We start from the raw sequence: 16,115 nt of genomic DNA, 5'->3' as shown, positions 1-16,115 counted from the left end.
CAACGCCTCGAAGTCGCCGGGCCACTCCGCCCCGCCGACAAGGACACCACGGTAAGCCCGCATGGACAATCCACGACCTCCCGAAACCCGCGCCGCCAGCCGGTCAGGTTGGCCGACCGCCGCGTTGCTGTTCGCGCTGACCGCCGGCTACGCTTACTGGCGCCTGCACGCCACCGAAGAGCCTAGCGAGCGACCCGGCTCGACCGGCGCTAGGGACGCACCAGCGGCCAGCGTCACCACCGCCACCGTCAACCAAGGCGACCTGCCGATTTATCTGCACGGCCTGGGCACCGTCACCCCGCTACAAACCGTGACGATCAAAAGCCGAGTGGACGGCGAACTGTTCAAGGTAGCCTTCCGGGAGGGCCAAACCGTACAAGCCGGCGAACTGCTGGCCGAGATCGATCCCCGCCCTTATCAGGTGCAATTGCACCAGGCCGAGGGCCAACTGATGCGGGATGAAGCACTGTTGAGCAATGCCGAGCAGGATTTGCAGCGCTATCGTACCCTGCTGGCACAGGATTCAATCGCCGCCCAGCAAACCGCCACCCAGGAGGCACTGGTACGCCAATACCGGGGCACCGTCGAAATGGACCGAGCGCAAGTCAACAACGCCAAGCTCCAACTCGACTACACCCGCATCGTCGCGCCAATCGCCGGTCAAATCGGCCTGCGGCTGGTGGATAAAGGCAACATCGTCCGCGCCGGCGACACGACCGGTCTGGCCGTTATCACCCAAATTCAACCGATCACCGTGCTGTTCACGCTACCCGAGGATCAGGTGCCGGCGGTGATGCGCCGCTGGCGTAGCGAACGCAGTCTGACGGTGGAAGCCTTCGACCGCTCCGGCCTGCGCAAATTGGCCGACGGCAAATTGCTGGCGGTGGACAACCAAATCGATACCGCCACCGGCACCCTGAAACTCAAGGCCTGGTTCGACAACGCCGAGCGCGGACTGTACGCCAACCAGTTCGTCAATATCCGCCTGCGGCTGGACACCCTACCCGCCGCGACGCTAGCCCCGGCCGCCGCCATTCAGCACGGCGCCAACGGCGATTTCGTTTACTGGGTCAAACCCGACCGAACCGTCACGATTCGGCCGATCAAGACCGGGCCGGTCGACGCCGACCGCGTTGCCGTTTTGGAAGGCCTCGCTCCCGGCGATGTCCTGGTCGCGGGCGGCAGCGACAAATTACGCGAGGGCAGCCGAATCAAGCCGGCCGACGCCGCCGTTTCCCCAGAGACCGCGCCGGTTCCGGCCCGATAAGCCTCTCGGTCCAATGCACACCCCGGTTTCCAAATATTTAAACGGTTATCCGGCCGAATTGGTCGAGCGCGCCGAACAATGGCTGACCAGCGGCAAGCTGGGCGACTGGCTGGCCGACAAATACCCGCGGACTCACCACGTCCAGACCGACAAGGCGCTTTATCACTACGTGACGGACTTGAAAAGCCAATATTTGCGCCAATCCGCTCCGCTCAGCAAAATCGTCTATGACGACAAACTGGACATCGTTCATCAAGCGCTGGGCTTGCACAGCGTCGTAGCCAGGGTGCAAGGCGGCAAACTCAAGGCCAAAACCGAAATCCGCATCGGCGCGGTTTTCAAAACCGCGCCGGCCGCCTTCCTGCGCGCCATCGTCGTCCATGAGCTGGCCCATTTGCGCGAAAAAGACCACAACAAAGCCTTTTACCAACTGTGCCGCCACATGGAACCGGACTATCACCAACTGGAGTTCGATCTGCGCCTGTATCTGGCGTTTCAGGAAAACCGGCGCGGGAACTGAATCGCGAGCCGCGACTTCGAGCGGTACGCGGTGCGTAGCCGATCCAAGCCATTCCGCCCCGTCGCTATTGAAGATTCAACACGCCGCCGGTACCGGCACCGCCCTTGATTTCCTGCGCCTTGTAGTTTTTAACCGCGACGACCAGTTGATTGTAAGCATCCAAAAACGCCGCCGCCGTGGACAAACCTTCGGGCGTGTTTTTGAAGCTCGCCAAGCCGACCACCGCGCCAACGCTGTCCCCCAAATAGCCGCCCCAGCCGTTGGTTTGCAAACGGTTGGCGGTGGCGCTGCCTTGCGAGATGCCGATCTGCACGGTCGAGCGAATATCGGTCAAGGTCAGGGTCACATCGGTGGTCCGTTTGTCGGCGGCGTCCGCCAACGTGGCGGCCAGCGAGTCGGCCAGAATGCCGCCCAACGAAATTTGCCCCGGCGGCGAGTAATGACGGTAGCCGGCGCCAAAGGCGCCCGCCCGATGCCCTTCGGTCGATTCGTTCAACACGATCACTTGCGGTTCCATCAGATAATCGGCGGCGACCCGCTGACCTTTATGCTGTTTGGATCCGGCCCGGTATTCGCCGGAATTGCGCTGTTCGCCGACGATTTCGTTAATCAACGCCCGCGTGGCGGTGTTGCCGATCGCGGTAATCACAAAACAATTGGATTGTTGCACCGCCAAGCGGATCAACGGATCGACCGTCGTCACCGCCTGCCCGCCGGTGATGCGGCCGTCGCTGACCGCCAAGGTCCCCATGGGGCTGGAGCAACGCTCCAGCGTTTTATTCGCATCGACGCTGGTCCCGCCCGCCGCCGATCCGGACACCAGATTACCGCTGCCTCCGGTCTGCAAGCCGGGTTTAGCACATCCCGACAGCAAGACCACCAAGCCGATTTTCAAAGCCATACCTCGATTCATCAGACACCCTCGCCGAAAGTTGGAGCTTGATCCAAGCGCGAGAATCATAAGACAATTTGCCGCCGACGTCTGCATAACAAATATGCTAGAACTTTTCCTTCGCCCACCTGCGCCGCAGGCGCCTCGGCCCAAATCGGCGCATACCGCGCCGTTGGCCTGGACAATCTTCGGGCGCACCAAACATTCCTGATCGAAAGCAATGATCAGCTCGGAGCGACGAGCTTGCGGTGGTCTTCCTCCCAATCCCACACCATCGGACATGCGGTTTTCCGCACCCAGCAGTTGAACCTAGCGACGCCTTCATAATGTCGCAAAAGCCGATTGCCCCCACAAGCCCCACCGTTTCAAACCCATGTTGTTTAACTCCGCGAGCGGGACGCGGTCAGGCTTTGTTCCGTGCCGTCGAGCACCAGCCATTGATGGGTGAAGTGTTTTTAGATAATGCCCCAGCGTTTGGAAAAATCGCCGTCGCCTGGAGGCAAGACCCAGATCATGTGGATGTGGTCGGGCGACATCACCAGAGCGTCGACGGCAAACGGCAAGGTTAGCCGGCAATGCCGAATCGCCTCGCGCAAGCAATCCCGCGCCGTGTCGCTCGCCAGTATCCCGGCTCGCCGTTCGGTCACCACGGTAAAGAAATACGACCGACCCGGCATATAACAACGGCGATAATCGGCCATGTCTCCGTCAATTATTGGATTGTCCACCGTAGGGTACGCATCGCGTACCTTGTCAGAGTTACTCATCACTAGCGCCGCAAAAGATACGCGGTGCGTACCCTACATAGCTGCAAGGATGCAAGAGCAATTACCGAGGCCAAACACAAATTCGTCTGGAACGAATTTGAACAGCCGATAGGCTGGCCCGAAAGGCGAAAACCATGGATGGTTTTCGTAGAAAAAGTATCGCGGTTGCCAGTCCGCGAACCGACATTAAAAATTAGGCCTCACGATAGCGAAACAATATTCATCCCAGTTTTAAATCCGCGTGGGCACAAAAACCGTGCCCACCCTACGCAACTACGGGGCTCCGTTCAGCACATCGGTCCAGTCCGAGTGAATGTTATTGTTAGCTATATTGGTCAAGCAGACACCACCCCTTTAAAGCTCGGATAGAAAACAGAAATAGGGTTGTCAACTGCGTCTGGATCTTCTAGAGCGCGTCGCACTTGACTAGCAATTTCGGATTTGTATACCTCTAGTCGGGGAACTAGTGAATAAATATCTGTTGTATCTATCCGAATTGTGCGACTTTGACTTAAATCGAAGGGAATCCTGTCGGCGGCGCGAATAATTTGAACAACCGGAAGGCGCGCTGCGTGCCTAATTGCGAGCTCATAAAAAACATTTGGATTGTGAAACGATAGGTCAGCTATAACGAGTCTCGACCTAATTAGGTACTCGATGATTTGCCGGGTTATCGTTCCAGGCTTGTCTATTGCGTCAGCGCGGATGACCTTCATGTGGAACTGCTCTAACGCTGGTTCTACTATAGAGCTAAGGAATAAATCGGAGTGCTTTCGATGCTCCGATCCATCCTCGCCGATTGGCGTTACGTAGAAACAGACCGTTTCAAACCGTGCCTGCTCGGCGGTCATCAAGGGAGACGGCTGGTGCGACGTAGTGCTAGATATAGCATTTTCACTGGCTCGTTGCGGCTGGGCTGAGCTTGAAGGCAGACTGTCGAGCAAGTGCTCCAACGTTACTATGCGTTCAGCGCCAGAAAGCATCTGCAGCAGGCCCACATAACGAAGATTGAGAATAAACGTGTCTACAGCTTCCTCTGCTGCCTCCTTCTCTAAACCTGTTTCCATCGCCGCATCAACTAGTGCCGTCTTCGCCGGAAGCTTATTTCCCTTGAAACGGTCATAGAGATTCTGGAACGGCTCGATGTTCTCTATTGCGAGTAGCACGCGAGCCTTTGCCCGCTCTCGTTGCTGAATCTCTTCATCAATGGCACGTAATCCGCCGGTGGTAAGCTTTATGTACTCAGCAGTGTAACTTCCCTCGGTCAGTCCATACTTGTTCGAGTTGACGATTAATTGTAAGCGATCTTTGAAGGACGCACTAGAACTGAAACGGACAATGACTTAACCGTTGGCGTACGATTAGTCCGTTAGGGCGTCGAGATTCCAAGGCAACAGCGCTTCGAACTCTTCGACAGTTTTTGCGGTGGGAAGCTTTCGGAACAGATCGACCAGATAGGTGTAAAGGTCGACGCTATTGGCCTTGCAGGTTTCGATCAACGAGTAAAGATTAGCGCTGGCACGGGCGCCGGCCACCGTATCGCAAAACAACCAATTGCGGCGGCCCACCACGAAGGGGCGTATGGCGTTTTCGCAGAGGTTGTTGTCGATGGGCCAAGCGCCGTTGTCGACGAAGCGGATCAGTTTGGACCACTGCGATGACAAGTAATGCAAAGCCTTGCCCAGCAAACTACCGGGGATTACCGCATGCAGATGTTGTAGCAGCAGGGCTTCGATTTTGACCAAAACCGGTCGGCTTTGCTCCTGGCGCCGCTGCCCACGCTGTTCGACGCTCAGGTCTTCCGTCTGAGTTTCAATCGCGTACAGTTCACCCATCGCCGCGATAAACTGCGTCGCCAGTTGCTCCGGGCCGCGCGCGGCTTTAGGAATGGCGGCTTCGGCCTCGACAAAATAACGCCGCGCATGCGCCCAACAGCCGAGGTGAATCGCACCCCGGCTGGCTGCAATGGCGTTATACACCTCATAGCCGTCGCTCATCAGTACCGCGCCGGGTTTGATGCCTTCATACAACGGCTGCGCATGCGTTCCGCCGCGCCCCGGCGTGTAGCTGAACAGCCGAATCGGCGGTCCGGAGCCGGTCATTTGTGCCCACAGATAGCTTTTGCTTTGCGCGGCTCGGCCGGATTCTTTGAGCACTTGAACCACGGTTTCGTCGCCCAGGATCAGATCGGCATCGAGCAGATGGTCGCGCAGCAAGTTGATGATGGGTTGCACTGCGTCGCCAACCCGCACCATGCTAGCCGCCAGCGTGTTGCGCGACAGATCGCCGCCGAAACGGCTCAACAGCGCGGCTTGCCGATACAGCGGCAGGCTATCCTGGTATTTGGCGGTGACGACCCAGGCTAATGCCGTTTCGGTGAGTAAGCCTTTGGGGATGATGCGAACCGGTGCCGGCGTCACGCGAATGCTTTCATCGCAGCACGGGCAGGCATATTTGACGCGGTGATGTTGAATGACTCGCACCTGTTGCGGCACGATGTCGAGCTGCTCGCTGATTTCAGCGCCGATTTCCACCAGACGAGTACCGTCATGCGCACAGATGCGTTCGGCTTCCGCTAATTCATGGCGCACGATCTCACGCGGCAGATGCGGATCGAGCGGTTTGCGACCGCGTTTCTTACGGCGGTGACCGGCCACCTCGACCGCTTCGGGCGTGGCTTCCTCGGCGATTGGAGCACCGTTCGGCGCCAACACTTCGGCTTCGTTCAGGAACAGGTCGCGCTGGGCCGGATTGGCCCGCGCCTCGGATTTTGCGGCATACAGCCTATGCAGAAAGGCATCCACACGTTCTTTCAATAAATCCCGCTCGACCGTCACCAACCGCAGTTGACTCGCCAGCCGTTGCTGCTCGGCCAGCAAGGCTTGGTAGTCTTCGGTGGACAGCGTGATGGTGGGCGTCATGCCGTTATTTTACCGGCTTTACATCCGCGTTTCAGCCCACTTGGGTATAGGTTCGTGCCGGATGCGGCCGCATCGCGGCCAAGTCAATACCGGCTAACAACCAGTGGAGTTGCTCGACCGTCAACATCACAACTGCTGCCTCTTTCGGCCAGTGAAAACGGTCGGCTTCCAGCCGCTTGAGCATCAACCAAAAACCGGTGCGGTCCCACAACAGCAGTTTGATCCGATCCCGCCGGCGGTTGCTGAACACGTAGATGGCCGGCTCGAACGGATTCAAGCCTAATGCCTGCTCAACCAGCAGCGCTAAACCATTGATGGCCTTGCGGCCGTCGACCGGCTCGCGGTGCAGGTAGACCTTCAATCCTGCGTCGAAACGAAACATGGCAGCTCGGCCAACGCCTTCAAAATCACCGGCAGGTCGCTCAGTGCGACAGGCTGTAACGCGAGTTTAACGCCGTTGGGCAACTCCGCACTGAGCGCTGACTCAGCCGGTTTCTCTGCGCTCAGCGACTGAACGGGCACAAAAGCCGGCAACGTTAATGGACTGTTCGGATTCGGATGTCCTGTTTCTCGGTAATGCCCCATCCACTTGCGCAGCAGATTGGCATTGATACCGTATTGCAGAGCGATCTTGGCAACCGATGTGCCCGAATGCAAGCAAACTTTCACTAGCTCCCGCTTGGCTTCCGGATCATAAAGGCAACGGCCGTCTCGCCCGTGCCCCACGATTAATGGCCGCGATAATCGCGTGTTATGCTCCTTCATAGGTGTCCACCTGATTATAAGTGGACACTATCTTCGTTCCTTTCGAGCTGTTTATACAGATGCTGTTAAAGGACCGCTTACGATTAATTGGCGGCTTGTGCTGCTATCAGGAGATTTTCCAAGCTCGTCGAATAGAGAAAGCCTACGAACTGGTTGGCCACTGCCAAATTCCAGAATTTTCTTTGCAAAGTCAACAGCCTCTTCGAAGGCGCAAGCCGGGTAGCTTCTGATGGTGCGCTTACGTTTCTTCTGTGCGGCGTCAATGACGCGATCAGACAATTTTTCTTCTGCTGTTTTATCGTTCATAGCACCTCTTCAAGTGACGACTAACAAGTTATTAGATAGTTTCTGCATATCATCCCGAAAATACCCAGGCCGCACAACCCATTACCCAGCCAAATACTCCACCTCCGCCAACACCACCTCCCACCTCTCGCACCGCAAACCCTCCGCATCGCCCGGCTTGGCCTGCCTCGCCAAAATCCCGGCAACGCGAACCGCGACGATAGCGCCTTGCGGCGGAACAAAGGCTTGCGCCATGCGACTGACGGTGGTGCCGTTGGCGAGTTCCCAGCCGGGTTTGCCGTCGCCGCGTGGGCGCAGGGTTAGCGGGTCGCCGTAGTCCAAGGCGGCGATGGCGCGGTGGATGGCATGGTTGGCGGCGAAGTAGCCGGGCCAGGACAGGACGACCTGTTCCGGACCGGCCAGCCAACGGCGTTGCCGGGTTTCCGGGATTTCGCTGACCGATTCGCCGCTGCTGGTCAGGCACAGTGGCGCGCAGTCGGCGATGAAGGCGTGGCGTCCGCCTAGTCTTTGGCACAGGGTTAAGGTTTGGCGGGCGCGGGTCATTGCTACGTAGAACAGGCGGCGTTCGTCGTCGCTGGTCTGTTGCCAGCCGCCGGCATCCAGGATCAGGACGTGGTCGAATTCCAAACCCTTGGCGCGGTGGGCGGTCAGCAGCAATAGCGGCGCGTTTGGGCCGTCAGCGAAACTGGCTTGGCGGCCACTGCCGAATTCGTAGAGGGCTTCTATCAGGTCGGCGGCGACCAGCCGGGAGTCCGTCATCCCCGGGCGGTTTCGCCGACTAGGCTGGTGTAAACGCCCCTCGCCCAGTCCCTTCCCGGAGGTTATCGCAAGAGGTAGGTTGGACTGCTTGTACCCCTGGGGGTAAATGCAATGAAGCCCAACATTTTGATTTTGTTGGGCTTCGCTCTGCTCAGCCCAACCTACACAATACCCGCCAGGGGAAGAGGGTACGTCTTCGGTGTGGGTCATTTCGCAGTCGGCAATGAATTGCGCCAGCATCGCCCGGTAGGGATGGCTGATAGCCTCGGTAACCGACTGGCCGTAGCGGCGACGAAACCAGCGCGACAGGGCACCGTGGCGCAGCAGCAATCTCGGCTTGCCGCGACGCACTCGGCTCAACAGCGCCAGCAACGCCGCCCCTTCGCGAGTGGCATGCAAGGCCGGCAAATCTTCGTCGCGTAGCAGTCGCGCCGGGATGCCTTGTTGTCGACACAATGCCGCCAAGGGTTCCAGGGCCTGCCAATGGCGGGCGATGACCGCGTAGCGGCCCCAGTGGCTGGGTGCTTCGGGATGTTGCAAGCCGTTCAGGCGCCGCAATTCGGCCAAGGCCGCCGCCAGTTCGGCGCCGGCTGGCGGCGGCGTTTTCAGTATGTGCACCCGGCCCAATGTCAGCGAATCCAAGGCCTCGAACTCACCGCCGGCCGGTTGGTCGCGGCGGGCGTGATCGACGCGGATGGCTTGCTCCCGCTTCATCCGTTCCTTGGCCTTGGCAATGACTTGGTTGGCGCAGGCGATGATCTGCTTCGTCGAACGGTAGTTTTCCAACAGGTAACAAACCTTGGCTTGGTAGTCGGCTTCGAACTGGCGGATGAAGCGGACGTTGGCGGCGTTGAAGGCGTAGATGTTCTGGTCGTCGTCGCCGACCGCCATTAGCGCCAGTTTGTCGTCGGCACCGTTCAAGGCCCTGCCGGCCAAGGCGCTGATCAAATCGTAGTGGTCGGCGTTGATGTCCTGGTATTCATCGATCAACAAGTAGTGCAGCCCGGCCAGCAGGCGGTCGCGTCGGACCGAGGCGCCGGCTTCCTCGTCGGCGTCGGCGCGTCGCAAATTAGCGGCGGCGTTTTTGATCACCGCGTTAAAGTCCACCGCTTCGCCGCGCTCGGCGGCCACCGCGCAACTGGTACCGGTCAGGCGCAGAGCCAGCGTGTGCAGGGTTTGCACGGTAACGCCGGCGGCATCGGCGCCGGCCAAGGCCCACAGCCTACGCCGAATCTCGACCGCCGCCGCCCGATTGTAAGTCAGCACCATGATCGCATCCGGCGCGACCAGCGCCTCGCGCAGCAACCAGGCCACTCGATGGACGATAACCTTGGTCTTACCGGCGCCGGGTCCGGCCAATACCAGCAAATTGGCGTCCGGCGGCGCGGCGACGATAGCTTGCTGCTCGGGGTTTTTCAGATCGGTGAGGATGCGGCGGTGGGCGGCCTCGCTGGTTGCCATTTCCAGGATGTCCTCGCGGCCGGCGAAATAGCGGCGCACGAATTCGGCCCGTTCCATACCAAAGTAATCGACGATGAAACTCATCGCCGCCTGGATCTTGCCCAGCGCCAGCTTGGCGTATTCGGCCATCACGTGCACCTGGATGATCTTGTCCTTGTAATGCAAAGCCAGCTCGGCGTAATCGGCATTCTTAAACTGGCGGCGGCGCGCCTCGGGATTCAGTTGAATATGCATCGCCGAACGGAAAATCGCCTTGCCGCGCGCCAAGTGCAAGACCTCGTTGGCGTCCAGATACAGCAACGCGGCGGCCAGCGCCCGTTGCCAGTCGCTGATTTCCAGGTCCTGCAGGGTCAAATCGCTTTGCAAAGCCGCTTCCAACACGCCCTGCTTGCAGGTCACCAGCAAGTTGTTGCCCTGGCGCAGTTCGGCGAAATAGCCGACCAGGGCCTGGGCCAGTCGCATGCGCTTGGCGCGGATGTGCTCGATTTGCCGCCAGTCGCGCAACAGCTTGACGTAGCGGTGGTCCGGGCCGCCGGGGCGCAACGCAAAAAAGCCGCGCCGGGATTTGTCGCCGTCGTCGCCGAAAGTTTCGGCAAAGGCTTTCAGCAAGCGGGTCAAACGGTCCGGTTCCAATTCGACGCCGGCATTGCGGCGCAAGGTGTCGCACAAGCGGCGCATGTGCAGCATCTGCCATTGTTCCAGATCGGCGTCCGGGGTGGCTTCGCGTAGGCAGTTGACCAGCGCGTCCTCCAGTTTGACAAGGTCGGCCAGCCTATCGACGGTGTCCGGGTCGAGGTAAAAGCTCACGCCGATTTCAGTGTCGTTGGACACCAGCTTGAAGCGATCCAAATCGCGGAGCAGGTTTTGCACCACCTGCGCCGGCTGGCCGGTGGCCAATATCAGGTCGTCGGTGCTGATGCCTTCGTCGTCGCCGGCGTTCAGCAATTCCGCGAGCACGGCCAGATAAGGTTCGGGATCGGCGTTGGGCCCTAGCTTTTGCTTCAACAATAATCCGGCTTCGTCCAGCGTCGCGACTTGCAAACAGCCTGGAAACACCCGGGTATGGTTTTCCTGGCGCTCCAGCAACCGCGCCTCTTCCAGCCAGACCACGGCGATGCGCACCTTGGTGTCGGCATCGGCGGCGTCGGGGTCGATGCCATGCTTGTCGGGGATTTCTAAAAGGATTTCGCCGCTGGTGACGACTACGCTGCCCTCGCTCCTGTCCTTGCGTTCTATGCTGCGCAGGGCTTTGAGAATCGCGTAAATGTCCTGCTGGGTCAGCCTGGAATTACGCAACAAGCGAAACTGCACGTCCAGGTCGGCGTCGTCGTACAGCAAGATGCAGCGCGCCGGCGCCTGATCGCGGCCGGCGCGGCCGGCTTCCTGCAAATAATTTTCCAGCGAGCCGGGGGTATCGAGATGAATCACCAGCCGCACGTCGGCCTTGTCCACGCCCATCCCAAAAGCATTGGTCGCGGCGATGACCCGCAACTCGCCGGCGATGAAGGCTTCCTGCATCCGCCGCTTGCGTTCGGGCGGCATGCCGCCGTGGAAGTGGCCGCAGTCCAGGCCGGCCTGAGTCAAGAACTCGGCCATTTCCTCGACGGTTTTCTGGCGGGCGCAAAACACGATGGCGCCGCCGTCGCCGCGCAAGGCTGCTTCCAGCAAACTCAACACCGCCGGGTATTTGGCCTGGGCCGGCACCGCGTGGACTTCGTAGTTCAAGTTGTCGCGACTGACCCCGCCGCTCAGCACCGCCAACTCCATGTCCAGCCGCTGCTTGAAATGGCCGACGATGTCGGCGACCACGTCGGGCTTGGCGGTGGCGGTAAAGCAGAATACCGGCGACGGTTTATCCTTCTGCCGCGATTTGATGAAGCGCGACACGTACAGATAATCCGGGCGGAAGTCGTGCCCCCATTTGGACAAACAATGCGCCTCGTCGAACACCCAGGCGCCGACGTCGCGGTGAGCCAGGGCGTTGGCAAAGGCGCTGCTGCGGAATTGCTCGGGTGCGACGAAGATCAATCCCAAATCGCCCAAGCGCAGTTTGTCGAGCACGACCCGCCGCTCCAACGGGTTGAGCAGGCTGTTCAAATAGCCGGCGCAGGCGATGCCGCGCGCTTCCAGATTGTCGACCTGATCCTTCATCAACGATTGCAGCGGCGAAATCACCACGGTCAGGCTGCCGCTCCGGTAATAGCGGGCCAGGGCCGGCAACTGGTAACACAAGGACTTGCCTCCGCCGGTCGGCAAAATCGCCAGCATCGGCCGACCGGCGAAACCGTGCTCGACGATGGTTTGCTGCAAGGAGCGGCCGTCGGCGGTGGTGGGCGTGGCGCGAAAATCCGGGATGCCGGCGAAGTAGCGCGCCAGCAGTTTTTTCAAGTCGTACTGTTCGCGGCACCAAGCGCAAGCCGGATCGCCGCAGGGCACGTCGCGCAGTTGGCTAATCAGGATTTTGGTTCGAGGAAACTGACTGCCGACCCAGGGCGGCAATACCGAATTGCCGCCGGCCACTCGCAGCCAGGCCAACACGAAGGCCAAGGGCTTGTGCCAGTCAGGATCGGGGAAACAGTCCTCGGCGATCCGACGTTGGGCGTTGATGCAAACCTTGCCGGAGGTCGCTTTCAACCAGGCCGCCTGGGCTTGCGCCAAGGTCGGCCTTAGCGCATTGCGCAAGGTCGCGAAGAAACTGGCAACGCCGCGCCCGCTTTCCGGCGCCAACAAAAAATGCAGGCAGAGCATGTCGTTCGGGTGTTCCTCGACGCGTTGCAACAAGGCCTCGCGCTGCTCCAGAAACAGCTCGTAAGCCAGTTCGGCATCGCGTACCGGATCGTTGCGGGTGGTCGTGCAGAGTTTGTAATCCTTGATCAGGCGGTGGTAAGGGTTTTGCGGAAAGGCCAGCGACGACAGTTCCAGGGTATCGACCAGCGGCAAGCTGTGCAGGAATAAACCCGGATGCAACAGCGCCAAGGCCGGCTGGTCGAAGGCGACGATGTTATGCCCCAACACAAACGCCGCGCCTAGACTGATGTCGTCCAGCCGCGCGCTCAAGTCCTTAGCCTTGCCGGAAATGCGCAGTTTCGCGCCGGTATCCGGGCGAACGGCGCCGATTTCGCGCAGATGTAAGCTATCCTGGCGGGCGGTTTCGATGTCCAAGCACAGGCAGCGGGGTTTAAGAGGATGGGAAGCGAATGTCATCGGGTCGGATTGTAATAGACGGTTTCGGCACTACTTTAGTACAGCAACGCCGGTACGCGCGACAGTACCGGCGCACTCTTTCACACGGCCGGACAGACGCGCGCCAGCCGGAGACAGTTTTAGAGAATGCTTATTTTCTCTGAATTTATTGTATGATCCTGGCTCTTACCGTCGGTAGGACCGAGGAGCATCCGCATGATTGCCGCTAGAAATATCTTGAACGGACACGACGCCGGCTGGCTGATGGAGATCGCCGCCGACGCGATGTTGGTTGCCGACACGGACGGGCGGATTCTGCTCGCCAATCCGGCGGCGGAGCGCCTGTTCGGCTACGACACCGACGAATTCACCCGGCTGACCGTCGAAGACCTGATCCCGCGCCGCTTCCGGCTCGCGCACGCCGAAAAGCGCGCCGCTTACGCCGAACATCCCGAATACCGCAAAATGGGCAGCGGTCTAACGCTGTGCGGACTGCGCAAGGACGGCAGCGAATTCGCCACCGACATTAGCATCACCCCGATCGACAGCGGCCGCGTGCTGGCCACCGTGTACGACATCACGCCGCGCAAACAGCTGGAAGAACAAAAACTACGCATGATCCACGAACTGGAAAGCGTCAATGAGGAATTGAAGAATTTCGCCTACGTGGTCTCTCACGATCTGAAAGCGCCGTTGCGCGCGATCGGCTCGCTGGCCGACTGGATTGCCGCCGACCAGTCCGAACGCCTGGATGCCGAAGGCCAGGAACACTTGCGGCTGTTGATTCAGCGGGTGCGCCGATTGGACGGCTTGATAGACGGCGTGCTGCGCTATTCGCGGATCGGCCGTATCCACGAGGCGGTCAGCTCCGTCGATTTCAACGAATTGGCGCGCGAGGTGATCGATGCGCTGGCCCCGCCGTCCCACATCGCGGTCTCGGTCGCGGCCGATCTGCCGACGCTGGCCGTCGAACGCACCGGCATGCAGCAGGTCCTGCAAAACCTGCTGTCCAATGCGATCCGTTATCTGGACAAACCCGAAGGCCGCATCGCCATCGACTGCGCCGAACAGCCGGACGCTTGGCAATTCAGCGTCGCCGACAACGGCCCCGGCATCGCCGAGCGCCACTTCGAACGCATCTTTCAATTGTTCCAAACCCTTCACCCGCGCGACCGGGTGGAAAGCACCGGCGTCGGGCTGTCCATCGTCAAAAAAATCGTCGAACAAAGCGGCGGACGGGTCTGGCTCGACTCCGAGCCCGGCCAAGGCAGTATCTTTTATTTCACGGTACCCAAACAAGCACCCGCAACCCAATTGAACCCGTAACCATGAGAATCAAGAGCAATCCCATCCTTCTGGTGGAAGACGACAGCGTGGACGCGATGACGGTCAAGCGCGCCTTGAAAGAGCTGCATGTCTCCAACCCACTGACCCATGTCGAAAACGGCGAGGAAGCTCTGGCGCACCTTCAGGATGCCAGTCAAGAGCAACCCTGTTTGATTCTGCTGGACTTGAACATGCCGGTGATGAACGGCATCGAGTTTCTGCATGCCGTCAAATCGCTGCCCGAACTCAAACGCATTCCGGTCGTCGCGTTGACCACCTCCGACGAACAGGAAGACAAGGTGGAAAGTTTCGAGTTGGGCGTGGCCGGCTACATGCGCAAGCCGGTCGAATACCAACAATTCGTCGAGATCGTACGCGCCATCGACGCCTATTGGACGATCAGCGAGTCGCCGCTATGACCGATTTAAACGGTAAACCGGTCATCCGTCTACTGTTGGTGGAAGACGACCAAATCGACCGGATGGCTTGCAAGCGAGCGCTAGCCCAACACCACGACTGCGAGTTCGTATTGTTCGAAGCCGAAACCGGCAACCAGGGCTTGAAGCTGGCGCGCGACGAGAAGATCGACTGCATCCTGCTCGACTACCATTTGCCCGATTTGAGCGGGGTCGAGTTTCTGTCCGAATTGGCCGAAGCATCCGGTGAGCTGCCGATGCCGGTGGTGATGCTGACCGGCTCCGACAACGCGATGATCGCGGTGGACGCCTTAAAACTGGGCGCCCGCGATTACGTCGTGAAAGGCTCCAACGCCAACGGCGAAACGCTGCAATGGCTGCCGGCGGTGGTGATGCGGGCGATGCGCGAACAACAAGCCTTGCTGGATAAAACCGAAGCCGTCGAACAATTGCGCGAAGCGGAAGCCAAATACCGCTGCCTGATCGAGCAAATGCCGGCCATCACCTATATCGCCTCGCTCGACACGCCGGGCAAACTGCTGTACGTCAGCCCACAGATCCGGCAACTGGGTTTCGCGCCGGACAGCTGGCTGGAAGGTAGCGACGGCTTCTTAAAACGGGTGCATGCCGAAGACCGCGATGCCGTCGTCGAAGCCTATTCGGCGACCTACGAACACTACACCCCGCTGCATTGCGAATACCGTTTGCTCAACGATAACGGTCAAGCGCGCTGGTTTTTGGACGAAGCCAAGGTGGTGCGCGACGAAGCGCGCGGCGCGCTGTGTTTGCAAGGTCTGTTGATCGACGTAACCGCCGATAAGGAAACCGCTCAGGAATTGTATTACTACCGGCGCCGCCTGGAAGAACTGGTCGCGCAACGCACCGAGCAATTGGAAAAGCAAAGCGCGATTCTGGAGGCGGCCAATGCCCGCATGGACCACGAGCTCTGCGAACGCAAGCGAGCCGAAGCGGCGTTGCGCGCCAGCGAAGCCCGTTTCCGGTTGTTGCTGGAGTCTGCCGGCGACGGCATCGTCGGCGTCGACGGCAAGGGTCTGTGCCACTTCGTCAATCCGGCGGCCCTGGCGATGCTCGGCTACAGTCAACAGGAACTGCTCGGCCAGAACGCTTGTACCACGATCCACGGCGATACGTCGGTCGCCGAAGAGCAATGCGGCATTTACGCCGCCTGCCACGACGGCACGCCTCGCCACGGCACCGACCTGTTCCGGCGCAAGGACGGCAGCACGTTTACCGTGGAATGCTCCGCCCACCCGATGCACGTCGACGGCAAACTGGTCGGCGCGGTGTTGACCTTTCGGGAACTGAGCCCGCCCGGCGCTTAGCGCCGATCCGGCGACGCGCCTGGCATCCCAAAACGCTCCGCCACCGGAAACGCTCCATCCCGGCCGCCATAACCCGAATCCCTCCCAATTGCGGTATCATGGCCGCCGTTTAGCCGCCGGCCGGTTTGACCAATGCCGGCGCCGGAGCAGCGAGTAATCTCTTCCCGCCAACGCCTTAATCGAACTCCT

General features: G+C 59.8%; 13 protein-coding genes. 5 read left to right on the top strand and 8 right to left on the bottom strand.

Annotation, left to right across the window (positions count from 1 at the left end; all coding sequences use genetic code 11):
- Window positions 1-61 precede the first annotated feature (61 nt).
- Both ACQE3D_RS04000 and ACQE3D_RS03995 read left to right on the top strand, forming a co-directional pair.
- Complete coding sequence (locus ACQE3D_RS04000) at window positions 62-1,267, top strand: MdtA/MuxA family multidrug efflux RND transporter periplasmic adaptor subunit (protein ID WP_313729021.1); 1,206 nt, start codon at window positions 62-64, stop codon at window positions 1,265-1,267.
- A gap of 13 nt (window positions 1,268-1,280) precedes the next feature.
- Entirely contained in the window at window positions 1,281-1,787 is a 507-nt protein-coding gene (locus tag ACQE3D_RS03995) for a M48 metallopeptidase family protein (RefSeq protein ID WP_313729023.1), read from the top strand.
- A 64-nt stretch (window positions 1,788-1,851) separates the two neighbouring features.
- On the opposite strand, the gene ACQE3D_RS03990 is transcribed toward ACQE3D_RS03995, so the two are convergent.
- From ACQE3D_RS03990 to ACQE3D_RS03955, 8 genes are all read right to left on the bottom strand, one after another.
- The gene (locus ACQE3D_RS03990) at window positions 1,852-2,688 is read right to left on the bottom strand and encodes a hypothetical protein (protein ID WP_313729025.1); all 837 of its coding nucleotides are present in this window, start codon (window positions 2,686-2,688) and stop codon (window positions 1,852-1,854) included.
- Between the two features lie 446 nt (window positions 2,689-3,134).
- Entirely contained in the window at window positions 3,135-3,446 is a 312-nt protein-coding gene (locus ACQE3D_RS03985; protein ID WP_313729026.1) for a transposase, read from the bottom strand.
- Between the two features lie 335 nt (window positions 3,447-3,781).
- Window positions 3,782-4,612, bottom strand: a complete 831-nt coding sequence (locus tag ACQE3D_RS03980) for a hypothetical protein (RefSeq protein WP_313729027.1) — start codon at window positions 4,610-4,612, stop codon at window positions 3,782-3,784.
- Between the two features lie 195 nt (window positions 4,613-4,807).
- Complete coding sequence (gene tnpC / locus ACQE3D_RS03975) at window positions 4,808-6,367, bottom strand: IS66 family transposase (RefSeq protein ID WP_313729028.1); 1,560 nt, start codon at window positions 6,365-6,367, stop codon at window positions 4,808-4,810.
- Between the two features lie 31 nt (window positions 6,368-6,398).
- Window positions 6,399-6,749 carry an IS66 family insertion sequence element accessory protein TnpB gene (gene tnpB, locus ACQE3D_RS03970; protein ID WP_313727828.1) on the bottom strand — a complete coding sequence of 117 codons (351 nt, stop codon included), beginning with the start codon at window positions 6,747-6,749 and terminating at the stop codon, window positions 6,399-6,401.
- On the bottom strand, window positions 6,725-7,132 hold the full coding sequence (locus ACQE3D_RS03965) for a transposase (RefSeq protein ID WP_231883784.1): 408 nt from the start codon (window positions 7,130-7,132) through the stop codon (window positions 6,725-6,727). Before ACQE3D_RS03965 ends, tnpB begins: the two co-directional genes overlap by 25 nt.
- Window positions 7,133-7,183: 51 nt before the next feature.
- The gene (locus ACQE3D_RS03960) at window positions 7,184-7,438 is read right to left on the bottom strand and encodes a hypothetical protein (protein WP_313729029.1); all 255 of its coding nucleotides are present in this window, start codon (window positions 7,436-7,438) and stop codon (window positions 7,184-7,186) included.
- Window positions 7,439-7,519: 81 nt separating this feature from the next.
- A complete protein-coding gene (locus ACQE3D_RS03955) occupies window positions 7,520-12,862 on the bottom strand; it encodes a RecQ family ATP-dependent DNA helicase (RefSeq protein ID WP_313729030.1) in 5,343 nt (1,780 codons plus the stop codon).
- Window positions 12,863-13,057: 195 nt separating this feature from the next.
- Between ACQE3D_RS03955 and ACQE3D_RS03950 the strand changes: the two genes are divergently transcribed.
- Genes ACQE3D_RS03950 through ACQE3D_RS03940 form a run of 3 tightly spaced genes read left to right on the top strand, consistent with a single transcriptional unit; the run spans window position 13,058 to window position 15,926 of the window.
- Window positions 13,058-14,167: a sensor histidine kinase gene (locus ACQE3D_RS03950; protein ID WP_313729031.1), complete on the top strand. Its 1,110-nt coding sequence runs from the start codon at window positions 13,058-13,060 to the stop codon at window positions 14,165-14,167.
- 2 nt (window positions 14,168-14,169) lie between these two features.
- Complete coding sequence (locus ACQE3D_RS03945) at window positions 14,170-14,586, top strand: response regulator (protein ID WP_064028823.1); 417 nt, start codon at window positions 14,170-14,172, stop codon at window positions 14,584-14,586.
- The gene (locus tag ACQE3D_RS03940; RefSeq protein WP_064028825.1) at window positions 14,583-15,926 is read left to right on the top strand and encodes a PAS domain S-box protein; all 1,344 of its coding nucleotides are present in this window, start codon (window positions 14,583-14,585) and stop codon (window positions 15,924-15,926) included. Before ACQE3D_RS03945 ends, ACQE3D_RS03940 begins: the two co-directional genes overlap by 4 nt.
- The last annotated feature ends 189 nt before the right edge of the window (window positions 15,927-16,115 follow it).

The sequence above is a fragment of the Methylomonas sp. MS20 genome (genome assembly GCF_050275925.1).
Classification (GTDB): domain Bacteria; phylum Pseudomonadota; class Gammaproteobacteria; order Methylococcales; family Methylomonadaceae; genus Methylomonas; species Methylomonas koyamae_A.
The sequence above is the reverse complement of the archived record's forward strand: the minus strand, read 5'-3'. Positions and strand labels throughout refer to the sequence as shown.

Excerpts from the sequence above, each read along its gene's own strand:
- ACQE3D_RS04000 (WP_313729021.1), top strand. The coding sequence starts at position 62 with ATGGACAATCCACGACCTCCCGAAACCCGCGCCGCCAGCCGGTCAGGT.
- ACQE3D_RS03995 (WP_313729023.1), top strand. The coding sequence starts at position 1,281 with ATGCACACCCCGGTTTCCAAATATTTAAACGGTTATCCGGCCGAATTG.
- ACQE3D_RS03990 (WP_313729025.1), bottom strand. The coding sequence starts at position 2,688 with ATGGCTTTGAAAATCGGCTTGGTGGTCTTGCTGTCGGGATGTGCTAAA.
- ACQE3D_RS03985 (WP_313729026.1), bottom strand. The coding sequence starts at position 3,446 with ATGAGTAACTCTGACAAGGTACGCGATGCGTACCCTACGGTGGACAAT.
- tnpC (WP_313729028.1), bottom strand. The coding sequence starts at position 6,367 with ATGACGCCCACCATCACGCTGTCCACCGAAGACTACCAAGCCTTGCTG.
- tnpB (WP_313727828.1), bottom strand. The coding sequence starts at position 6,749 with ATGTTTCGTTTCGACGCAGGATTGAAGGTCTACCTGCACCGCGAGCCG.
- ACQE3D_RS03965 (WP_231883784.1), bottom strand. The coding sequence starts at position 7,132 with ATGAAGGAGCATAACACGCGATTATCGCGGCCATTAATCGTGGGGCAC.
- ACQE3D_RS03960 (WP_313729029.1), bottom strand. The coding sequence starts at position 7,438 with ATGAACGATAAAACAGCAGAAGAAAAATTGTCTGATCGCGTCATTGAC.
- ACQE3D_RS03955 (WP_313729030.1), bottom strand. The coding sequence starts at position 12,862 with ATGACATTCGCTTCCCATCCTCTTAAACCCCGCTGCCTGTGCTTGGAC.
- ACQE3D_RS03950 (WP_313729031.1), top strand. The coding sequence starts at position 13,058 with ATGATTGCCGCTAGAAATATCTTGAACGGACACGACGCCGGCTGGCTG.
- ACQE3D_RS03945 (WP_064028823.1), top strand. The coding sequence starts at position 14,170 with ATGAGAATCAAGAGCAATCCCATCCTTCTGGTGGAAGACGACAGCGTG.
- ACQE3D_RS03940 (WP_064028825.1), top strand. The coding sequence starts at position 14,583 with ATGACCGATTTAAACGGTAAACCGGTCATCCGTCTACTGTTGGTGGAA.